Origin of the sequence: Arcicella rosea (assembly GCF_040543805.1) — a bacterium.
In the GTDB taxonomy this organism is placed as follows: domain Bacteria; phylum Bacteroidota; class Bacteroidia; order Cytophagales; family Spirosomataceae; genus Arcicella; species Arcicella rosea.
On record NZ_JBEUMS010000002.1, the window covers coordinates 107,784 to 119,417 of the forward strand.

The following is an 11,634-nucleotide window of genomic DNA, read 5'->3' on the forward strand; positions in this document are numbered from 1 at the left end:
AGAAAAATGAAAAAGAAATATATTTTATGGTCGGCACTTTGTTCTATGCTTGCTTTGGCAAGTTGCGAAAGTGTGTTAGATAAAACGGACTTAGGAGCAGCTTCTCCTGATTTAATTGCTGGAGACTCAGTTTTAGCCAATATTGCCTTGAATTATGTGTATAATCAGAATTTGCCAGATTGGGGTGGTGCAACAGCCGTCAGCGGACTTGGTGGAAGTGTCTATTCTGAAGAATCTTATAATCAAGGGAGTTCAGCGAATAAATATTTAGAAGGAACAATCACTGCTACAGATGTAACAGATTTTGGAACGTCTTTGAGTGCTACCAATAATTATGGAAAAATCAGAACAATCAATTCATTTATTTATGATTTGGGTTCTGATAAATTAATGGATAATGGCGCTAAAAATAGATTATTGGCTCAAGCCTACTTTTTCAGGGCTTGGCGTTATTTCGAATTAGTGAAATTGTATGGGGGTGTTCCTTTGGTATTAACACCACAAGATGCAGTTGGCGATGAAGCACGTGAAGCAACTTTTATCCCAAGAAATTCAACAACTCAGTGTTACACTCAAATGGCAGCAGATTTAGATACTGCTATCAAGTATTTACCAACTGTTTGGCAGTCGCCATCGGCTAACTGGGGAAGAATTACCAGAGGAGCTGCTGCTGCTTTGAAAGGTAGAGTATTGTTATATGCTGCTAGTCCTCAATTCAATGCCAATGACGTAGCTAGTAAATGGCAGTCTGCTTACGATGCCAACAAACAAGCTTTTGATGTTTTAACGGCGAGTGGTTCGAAACTTTTTGCAGATTATGGTAAAATGTGGTTTACTGAAGTAGGAAATACAGAAGCTGTTTTTATTGCAGGTTATAATACTTCTGTTGGAGATCAACAAAAAAGAAACAATGGTTATGAAGCAAGTACTCGTCCGAAATATTCTACTTCTTCGGGTGGTGGTTCAAACATTCCTTCATGGGATTTAGTAAAAGCATTTCCAATGAAAGATGGTAAAAAGCCGGGAGCTTCTACGAAATATACTTATTCAGACCAATTATTTTACAAAGATCGTGACCCACGATTTGAGAAAACAATTGCTTATAATGGCTGTACTTGGCCAATGACAAATGTTACAAATAATAGATTGTGGACTTACGTTGCAGCGGGTAAAAGTGTAGAAAATGGGAATGTAAATATCAGTAATACAGGCTTTTATTGTCGTAAAGCTTTGCAGACTTCTGATGTGGCTGGTTCAACGCTTGATGCTTCAAATACTATTTATTCTGGAACAGACTGGATGGAAATTCGTTTTGCAGAAGTATTATTGAACTTAGCAGAAGCAGCGACTGGAGTAGGAAGATTAGACGAAGCTTATACACAATTGAAGGCAGTTCGTGCTAGAGCAGGCATTGAAGCAGGAACAGATGGGCTTTATGGTTTAAAATCAAATATGACTCGTGACGAAATGTTTACAGCAATTTTAGATGAAAGACAAATTGAGTTTGCTTTTGAAGGAAAACGTTTCTGGGATTTGAGACGCTGGAAATTGCTTGAGAAAACATTCAACGGAAGTAAAGGAACAAAAGTTGCTATTACTTTAAAAACTACAGGTGTACCTGCTGACTTTGCAACTACTCGTGATGGAATGAAGTTAGATGATGTCTATACAAATTACTTTACAGTAACATTAACGCCAAACGGATTAATGTCAAGACCAGCAATTACTTGGAAACCAGAGTATTATTTCTTCCCAATTCCAACAGGTGCATTGAATAACAATCCATTAATTATACAAAATAATTCTTGGGGCGGTTCGTTTGACCCTTTACAATAAATTTGATTAAATCTTTTGATATTATACTATAATGAAGGCTTCATTTGAAGCCTTCATTTTTTGTTTTACTTGTCCTGTTCTATCTTGCTTTTATCATAAAAAAATAACATTTATTTGAGATAATATCCTACATAAAATTGAAAATTTTTTATAAATCAATCTCAATAATTAGTACTAATTTTGGAAATAATATACTTTTTTAGCTAATTGTAATTATTGGTCTAGCAAAAGTTTTCATAAACTTAACATGCTTAGTTTTGAAGGTCAAAAAAGCAGATTTCTTGCTGATAATCAAGACTAAATTTATTAACAATCATTCATGAAAAAGATGTCTTTCTCAACGATACTCCGAGTAGTATTGGTTTTGCTAACAGTACAGCAATCGGTTGTGGCACAGTATCCACAGATTCCCGCCGATATCCAAAAACAAAGTGACTCGTTGCTCAATGCAGCTAGAAAACAATCTGATATTGCTTGGCAACAGGCTTTGCCAATTATTCAAAAAGAATCTCGTGAAGGTAAACCATATATTCCTTGGGCGGCTCGTCCTATAGATTTGCCTCAGGCTAATATTCCTGCTTTTCCGGGTGCTGAAGGCGGTGGCGCTTACTCTTTTGGCGGTCGTGGTGGTAAAGTATATGTAGTTACAAGTCTTGAAGATAATGGACCAGGTTCATTGCGTGAAGCTTGTGAAAAAGGTGGTGCGAGAACAATTGTATTCAATATTTCTGGTATTATTCGTTTAAAAACTCCGCTTATCATTCGTGCTCCATATATTACGATTGCTGGTCAAACAGCGCCGGGTGATGGAATTTGTGTAGCTGGAGAGTCTGTTTGGATTAACACGCACGATGTCGTGATTCGTTTCATGCGTTTCAGAAGAGGCGAAACTGGAGTTGGTCGTCGTGATGATTCAATCGGTGGAAACCCAATTGGAAATATTATGATTGACCACGTTTCAGCAAGTTGGGGTTTAGATGAAAACATGTCGATGTATCGCCACATGTACAATGATAGCACAGGAAAAATTGAAGATAAATTACCAACCGTCAATATCACGATTCAAAATTCTATTTTTTCTGAAGCATTAGATACTTGGAATCACGCTTTCGGAAGTACTTTGGGGGGTGAAAACTGTACATTCATGAGAAACCTTTGGGCAGATAACGCTGGACGTAATCCATCTATCGGTTGGTTTGGTATTTTCAACTTTGTAAACAACGTAATGTTCAACTGGGTACACCGTTCTACTGATGGTGGAGATTACCGTGCAATGTACAATATTATCAATAACTATTATAAACCAGGGCCGCTCACTCCAAAGGATTCTCCAATCGGTTATCGTATTTTAAAACCAGAATCTGGAAGAAGTAAATTAGGTTATTTAACTTTTGGTCGTGCTTATGTGAATGGAAATATTATGGAAGGCAACGAACGAGTTACTAAAGATAACTGGGATGGTGGCGTACAAGTAGAAAATTTCCCGAACGCCGATAAATATACGGCTGATATGAAGTGGAACGAACCATTGCCAATGCCAAAATTGACGATACTTCCAGCTACTCAAGCTCGTGATTATGTATTGGCAAACGCTGGCGCAATTTTACCAATCAGAGATGCTGTTGATACTCGTGTTATCGAGCAGGTTCGTACTGGTAAAATCACTTATAAAGAAGATGTAAAATTACCAGAAACACAATTTAAGCACCGTCGTTTACCGATTGATTCTTATAAAAATGGTATCATTACAGACATCAATCAAGTAGGAGGATACCCAGTTTATAAAGGTGTTCCATATAAAGATTCAGACAGCGATGGTATGCCAGATGCTTGGGAATTAAAAAATGGATTGAACCCGAAAGATGCTTCTGATGCTGCAAAAGATAGAAACAAAGATGGTTACACCAATATCGAAGAATATTTAAACAGTGTTGTTACTTTAAAAACAGTAAAACCATAATTGAATATTCTGAAAGAGTAGGAGGGAGATTGTTCAAGCAGTCTCCCTTTTTATTTTGATCATTATTATGTAATAAATTAGCTAAAAATGGAAGCTACAAATTAGTGTTTTTAACATTATGATTAACTTCTTTAAAACGGGAATAAACTACTGATTTTCAGTATATATAGAAATATTTTAAGAAATTATAGAGAATATTGCTTGAAAAAACAAGCTAATACTCATCGTATTTGACCTGATTTATAGGGTGCTTTTTTAAGAAAAGATTTGATAATATTGTATAATAGCTTGAGAAAATGATATAAATACATGAGATTGATTCTTTCTAATTTTGTACTGAAGTATAGAAATAGCAAAATAATAAATCAAATAAATTATATTCTTTGACGAATTTATGGCTATTCCTAAATTATTGCTTAATTGTAAGTGAATTTTAAAAAGATTGATAGGTAGAAACTACCCAAGCAATATGGCGGGCTTAAAATATAAAATAATATTTATCCTTACAGCTGTTTTATTGAACAGTTTTCATCTTTTTGCGCAAAAGCCTAAAGTTGAGAAACCTCTTCCGCCAGTTTATCTTGGTGCTAATTCAACACTTGCCTATACTCCCGACGCCCAAGGGGATCGTATGCCAGATTTTTCATATTGTGGCTACATGGCTGGCGAACAAGCGATTCCTACAGTTTCCATCAAAGTAATCGTTCCTGCTAAAGCTGGAGATGCAACACTTCGTATTCAATCTGCCATTGATTATGTAGCTACTTTGTCTCCAGATAAAGATGGTTTTCGGGGTGCAGTTTTGTTGGAAAAAGGAATTTTTGAAGTATCGGGCAGTTTAAAAATAAATACTTCAGGAATTGTTTTGCGTGGAAGTGGAGTAGGAGAGAAGGGAACAATAATTCTAGGAACGGGAGAAAGTCGTGAAACTTTAATTACAATTGCTGGAAAAAATGATAAAGTAAAAGAATCCGAAGATAAAATTATCAATAATTATGTGCCTGTCAATTCTGCTAAAGTAAAGGTTGAGCTTGCCAGCAAATATAAAATTGGAGATAAAGTAATTATTCATCGTCCTTCAACAAAAGAATGGATTGAAAAATTAGGCACAGACCATTTTGGTGGTGGCGTAACAGCTTTGGGTTGGAAAGCTGGTCAGCGAGATATTTTTTGGGATAGAACTATTGTAGGCATTGACGGTAATGAAATTACTTTAGACGTTCCTCTTACCACAGCTTTAGATGAAAATTATGGAGGCGGATTTATTTCAAAATATCAATGGAATGGAAGAATCGCACAATCTGGTGTGGAGAACCTTAGTTTAGAATCAACCTATGACATTACAAATCCAAAAGATGAAGACCATCGTTGGGTGGCGATTGCCTTTGAAAATATTACTGATGCTTGGATAAGACAAGTTACTTTCAAGCATTTTGCGGGTTCTGCCGTGAATGTGTTGGAAACAGCAAAAAGAATTACAGTAGAAGATTGTCAATCTTTAGCTCCAATTTCAGAAACCGGTGGTCAGCGACGTTTTACTTTCTTTACGACTGGTCAGCAAACACTTTTCCAAAGATTATATTCTGAATTTGGTTATCATGATTTTGCAGTTGGTTTTTGCGCAGCCGGACCAAACGCTTTTGTTCAATGTGAAGCACATTTACCTTTTAGCTTTAGTGGAACGATTGATAGTTGGGCTTCGGGTGTTTTGTTTGATATTGTTAATATCGATGGACAAGCATTGAGCTACGCCAATCGTGGACAAGATGGACAAGGTGCAGGCTGGACAGCGGCTAATTCAGTTTTTTGGCAATGTTCTGCTTCAAGAGTTGATTGTTTTCAAGCGCCAACTGCACAAAATTGGGCTTTTGGCACATGGTCGCAATTTACTGGAAATGGCTATTGGGATATGTCTAACGAACATATCAATCCAAGAAGTTTGTATTACGCTCAATTGAAAGATAGAATTGGTTCGAAATTAGCAAACAGAGCCATTTTATTAGCTGTCCCTTCAGAAGCTTCAAGTAGTCCAAAAGTAGAAGTAGCAATGGCTTTGACGAAACAAGCACAAAATCCAGCTCAAACACTTCAAGAATTCATTGCTCAAGCAGGAACAAGAGAAACAATTTCTACCCAAACCAATGTTTCAACCATTGACCTAATCGGCATTAAAAAAGTTAATTCAGTAAGTAAAGCAGGCATTTTACACATCGAAAATGGCTGGTTAGTCCGTGGTAATAACCTTGTTTCAGGCAGAAAACAAGAAGTACCTTGGTGGTCGGGAAGTGCCCGACCTTATGGTGTAGAAAATTCAAAAGCACATATTACTCGTTTTGTTCCAGGACAAATTGGTAAAGGTTTGACGGATAATTTGGAAGCTTTAACGGATTGGATGAAAGATAATAACGTAAGTGCCATCGACCATAATTACGGACTTTGGTATGAACGTCGCCGTGATGACCATGAACGAATTCGTAGAATTGACGGAGATGTTTGGCCTCCATTTTATGAATTACCTTTTGCCAGAAGTGGTAAAGAAATAGCTTATGATGGGTTAAGTAAGTATGATTTAACAAAATACAATAAATGGTATTGGAACAGACTAAAGCAATTTGCCGATTTAGCTGACCAAAAAGGATTATTACTAATACACCAAAATTACTTCCAACACAATATTATTGAAGCTGGCGCACATTATGCTGATTTCCCTTGGCGACCAGCCAATAATATTAACAATACAGGTTTTCCAGAACCTGTGCCTTATGCGGGCGATAAGCGAATTTTTATGGCGGAACAATTTTATGATGTTTCGCATCCTGTTCGTCGAGAAATTCACAGAGCTTATATCCGTAAATGTCTTGAAAATTTCAAAGAGAATACTGGAGTGATTCAGCTTATTGGAGCTGAATATACAGGCCCATTACATTTTGTACAGTTTTGGATAGACGTTATTAAAGAATGGGAAAAAGAAACAGGTAAAAAAGCAATCATCGGTTTAAGTACTACTAAAGATGTACAAGATGCCATTTTGGCTGATGCTGAAAGAGCTTCAGTAATTGATGTAATCGACATTCGTTATTGGCATTTTCAGGCAAATGGAACGGCTTATGCTCCATTGGGTGGACAAAATTTAGCCCCACGCCAGCATGCAAGATTGCTGAACCCTAAAAAAAGCTCGTTTGAACAAGTATACCGTGCCGTGAATGAATACAAACAAAAATTTCCAGAGAAAGCCGTGATGTATTCTGCCGATAGTTTTGATGCAATGGGTTGGGCTGTTTTAATGGCAGGTGGTTCTTTGCCGAATATTCCTGTCGTTCAAAACCCTCAGTTTTTACAAGATTTAGCTACAATGAAACCTGTTGAATTGACCGAAAAAACTGCCAATCAATGGACAATCGCAAATCCTGAAAAAGGCTATCTAATTTATAATGAAGGACAAAAAGCTGTAAAACTTGATTTATCCCAACAAAAAGCAACTTTCAAAGTAAGTTATATCAATCCTAAAACGGGAGAAATTAGTAAACAAGAAGATAAAGTAAAAGGCGGGAAAACGATTCAATTAAACAATAAATCCTCTGAAACAACAGTCGTTTGGCTTAGAAAAATATCATGAAATACAATTCTCTATATAAAAAAATAAGTATTCTTTTTAGCTGTTTGATATTGCTATCAGCTTGTAATTCTTCAAAATTAGCTGATTTAAAAGTATCAGAAAATGGAAGATTTATTGCCACGAAAGATGACAAACCCTTCTTTTGGTTGGGCGATACGGGCTGGCTTTTATTCAATAAATTGACTCGTGAAGAAACCGAAACATATCTTGAAGACAGAAAACAAAAAGGTTTTAACGTGATTCAAGTGATGGTTTTACATACGACAGAAGCCGTAAATGCTTATGGCGATTCTGCTTTGGTGAAACGAGATGTGGCGAATCCAAAATTGACAGAAGGAAATAATTTTACCAATGAAGAGGAGTATGATTTTTGGGATCATGTAGATTTTGTGATCAAAAAAGCAGAAGAGAAAGGCATTTATATAGCATTAGTTCCTATTTGGGGCGGTAATGTAAAAGCTGGTCATGTTTCACAAAAACAGGCTGAAATATATGCGTCTTTTTTAGCAAATCGTTACAAAAATCAATCAAATATTATCTGGTTAAATGGCGGAGATATTAAAGGAAGTGACTCGTTGGCTGTTTGGAAAACGATTGGAAAAACCATCAATGATATTGATACGAAGCATTTAATTACTTTCCATCCAAGAGGAAGAACTTCTTCATCTGATTGGTTTCACAATGAAAATTGGTTGGACTTCAACATGGTTCAATCAGGACATAAATCCTATGAACAAGATACTTCTGCCAATGAAACTCGTCATTTTGGAGAAGATAATTGGAAGTTTATCAACGATGATTATCGCATGAATCCAATTAAACCAACAATCGATGGCGAACCATCTTACGAAGGAATTCCACATGGTTTACATGATTCTTTAGCAACAAGATGGACGGCGGATGATGTTCGTCGATATGGATATTGGTCGGTTTTTGCAGGAGCATTTGGTTATACTTATGGGCAAAATGAAGTAATGCAAATGCACAAAGGCTATTCTAGTTCTACTTCTTTTGGACCAATAGAAAAATGGTCGGTCGGCATAAAAGCTTTAGGTTCAAGCCAGATGATTCACCTGAAAAATCTGATGCTTTCAAAACCATTTTTTGATTTAGTACCAGACCAAAGTTTAGTACTTGACCAAGGTTCAAGATATGATTATTTAATAGCAACAAAGGCGAAAAATACCGCTTTGATTTATACTTACACAGGTAGAAATTTCAAAGTAAATATGGGAAAAATAGCTGGAGAGCAAGTAAAAGCTTCTTGGTATAGTCCAAGAGATGGAAAAACACTTGAAATTGGAGTATTCGATAACAAAGGAGAACAAGCATTTAATCCGCCAGCAGAACCTAAAAATGGCAATGATTGGGTATTAATCTTGGATTCAAAATAGCTTGAAAATCAAATGAAACGTGTATTCGGAATATTATTAATTACGCTTTTATTGAGCGCTTGTTCGAAAGAAGTATATATGTTTAGTTCATTTCACGAACCAGCAACCGACGGTTTACGATTTTTATACAGTGAAAATGGCTATCAATGGAAAGACTTAAATCACGTTTTTTTGAAACCCAATGTCGGTAATCAAAAAGTAATGCGTGACCCTTCAATTGTGCAAGGACCTGATGGCACTTTTCACTTAGTTTGGACAAGTAGCTGGAAAGGTGATAAAGGTTTTGGTTATGCGAGTTCAAAAGATTTGATTCATTGGTCTGAACAAAAAATGATTCCTGTGATGGAACATGAATCCACTACGGTGAATGTTTGGGCTCCAGAATTATTTTACGATGATGAAACAAAGCAATTTGTCATTATTTGGGCTTCTTGCATTCCTTTTCGTTTTCCAAAAGCGTTGGAAGCAGAAGACAATAACCATCGAATGTATTATACAACGACTACGGATTTTAAAAGTTTTTCGCCTACGAAACTGTTAATCGACCCCAATTTCAGTGTAATTGATGCAGTGATTGTAAAGCGAAAAGCAAAAGATTATGTCTTGGTTTTAAAAGATAATACTCGCCCGAATAGGAATATCAAAGTAGCTTTTGGCGAAAGTGCGATAGGTTCTTTTACAAACGTTTCAGCACCATTTACGAAAAATTTTACAGAAGGTCCAAGTGTTGAAAAAGTAGGCAAAGATTGGTTGATTTATTATGATTCGTATCAAGATAAAACTTATGGTTCGATGAAAACGGCTGATTTTAAGACTTTTACAGAAGTGTCAGCACAAACGTCAGTTCCAGAAGGACATAAACACGGGACAATTTTTAAAGTAAAAAAACGAATCTTAAAAGCTATTCAGCAAGAGATTCAATCAAAGAAATAATTAAGCATGAATCATTTCAAATATATACTTTCTTCTTTGTCGCTTATCTTGAGTTTTGCCATAGCAAATGCTCAAGATACAGTGCATTATACTGGCGAAACACTTTCAAATGTTGATTATCATCATGGGCAATTGAGTCCAGCGGTGGGTGTGCATAATATTCAGGTTTTTCATGCAAATAGAGAAAATCCTGCATTAGCTGGCGGGAGTAATTGGACTTACAATCATGCTCCAATGTTGGCTTATTGGAATAAGACTTTTTACTTGCAATACCTTAGCGACCCTGTTGGCGAGCATATTCCTCCCGGACAAACACTTTTGTTGACTTCAAAAGATGGTTATCATTGGTCGAATCCTACCGTTATTTTTCCACCATACAAAATTCCTGACGGCTGGAAAAAAGAAGGTTATCAAGGCATTGCCAAAGATTTATATGCCGTAATGCACCAACGTATGGGCTTTTTTGTATCGAAGAAAAAACGTTTACTTACTTTAGCATATTATGGCATTGCGATGGATGCAAAAGACGACCCAAATGATGGAAAGGGAATAGGAAGAGTAGTAAGAGAAATTTATGCCGATGGAAAATATGGCGAAATTTATTTTATCAGAAATAATACTTCTTGGGATAAAAGTAAATCTGCTTACCCTTTTTACACCACAAGTAAAGACAAAGGCTTTATCGAAGCTTGTGATGAACTTTTAGCAACGCCTTTGATGATGCAACAATGGGTAGAAGAAGCCGATCGAAATGACCCTTTGATTCCACTAAAAAGAGAAGCGAAGGCTTTTAGCTATTATCATTTGCCAGATAACAGAGTGGTTGGTTTATGGAAACATGCTTTGACTTCTATCAGTAATGATGAAGGTAAAACTTGGCAATATAATCCTTTAAGAGCGCCCGGTTTTGTGAATAGCAATGCAAAAATTTGGGGACAAAAAACCTCGGATGGAAAGTATGCAACGGTTTATAATCCCTCAGAATTTCGTTGGCCATTAGCAATTTCAACCAGCAAAGATGGTTTGAATTACACCAATTTATTATTGGTAAATGGAGAAATTTCTACCATGCGTTATGGCGGGAATTTTAAGTCTTACGGTCCACAATATGTCCGTGGAATTATTGAAGGAAATGGCGTTGTGCCTGATGGAAATATGTGGCTTACTTATAGCATGAACAAAGAAGACCTTTGGGTAAGTAAAGTGCCTGTACCAGTAAGTGACGAAGTAAAAAACCACCCGAATGAAGTTTTTGCAGCAATGAAAAATGGCGAAGAGCTAAAGTATTGGAATATTTTCAGTCCAATTTATGCTCCTGTGGCAATTGAAGAAATCGCTGATGGGACTAAAGCCTTGGTTCTAAGAGATAAAGATAAATTTGATTTTGCCAAAGCTGAAAGAGTAATTCCCGAATCAAAAAAAGTAGCGGTTGAATTTACTATTATTCCACAACAATCAGATAAAGGTTTATTGCACATTGATTTTCAGGATGGAAAAGGAACAACTGCTGTAAGATTAATTTTAGATGTAGACTCTGCTTTTAAAGCAAAAGTAGGCTACAGAAATTCTGGCATTATGAAGTACGAAGCTGGAAAAGAGTACAATGTTCGCATTGAATTAGACCGCCACAAACGCATGTTTAACATTTTTGTCAACGGACAAAGTAAAGGTACAAAACTCTTTTTTGCACCTGTTACTTCTTTCAAAAGAGTAACCTTCAGAACGGGAGAAATTCGCCGATTCCCTGATGCCGATACGCCAACCGACCAAAACTTTGATTTGAAAAATGCTGGAGAATTAGACAAAGAAGCGGTTTATATCATCAAATCATTTAAAACGAGTCCTTATTAAGATGTCTAAAAAGAGTATCATATTTTTCCTTTTTTGTTTGCTTT

6 protein-coding genes are annotated in these 11,634 nt (G+C 36.4%); all 6 read left to right on the top strand.

Translation table 11 applies throughout. The features are described 5' to 3' along the window. Nucleotides 1-6: 6 nt before the first annotated feature. The 6 genes from ABID42_RS03795 to ABID42_RS03820 all read left to right on the top strand — a co-directional run bounded on the left by ABID42_RS03795 (nt 7) and on the right by ABID42_RS03820 (nt 11,590). Complete coding sequence (locus tag ABID42_RS03795; protein WP_367282504.1) at nt 7-1,836, top strand: RagB/SusD family nutrient uptake outer membrane protein; 1,830 nt, start codon at nt 7-9, stop codon at nt 1,834-1,836. A 319-nt stretch (nt 1,837-2,155) separates the two neighbouring features. Continuing rightward, nucleotides 2,156-3,796 (top strand): pectate lyase family protein, encoded by a 1,641-nt coding sequence (locus ABID42_RS03800; RefSeq protein ID WP_367282505.1) that lies wholly within the window; start codon nt 2,156-2,158, stop codon nt 3,794-3,796. Nucleotides 3,797-4,265: 469 nt separating this feature from the next. After that, entirely contained in the window at nt 4,266-7,412 is a 3,147-nt protein-coding gene (locus ABID42_RS03805) for a DUF6298 domain-containing protein (RefSeq protein WP_367282506.1), read from the top strand. Further along, complete coding sequence (locus ABID42_RS03810; protein WP_367282507.1) at nt 7,409-8,806, top strand: glycoside hydrolase family 140 protein; 1,398 nt, start codon at nt 7,409-7,411, stop codon at nt 8,804-8,806. The genes ABID42_RS03805 and ABID42_RS03810 overlap by 4 nt, the downstream gene beginning before the upstream one ends. A gap of 12 nt (nt 8,807-8,818) precedes the next feature. Then, a complete protein-coding gene (locus ABID42_RS03815) occupies nt 8,819-9,739 on the top strand; it encodes a glycoside hydrolase family 43 protein (RefSeq protein ID WP_367282508.1) in 921 nt (306 codons plus the stop codon). Nucleotides 9,740-9,745: 6 nt separating this feature from the next. Next, entirely contained in the window at nt 9,746-11,590 is a 1,845-nt protein-coding gene (locus ABID42_RS03820; protein ID WP_367282509.1) for an exo-alpha-sialidase, read from the top strand. Nucleotides 11,591-11,634 lie beyond the last annotated feature (44 nt).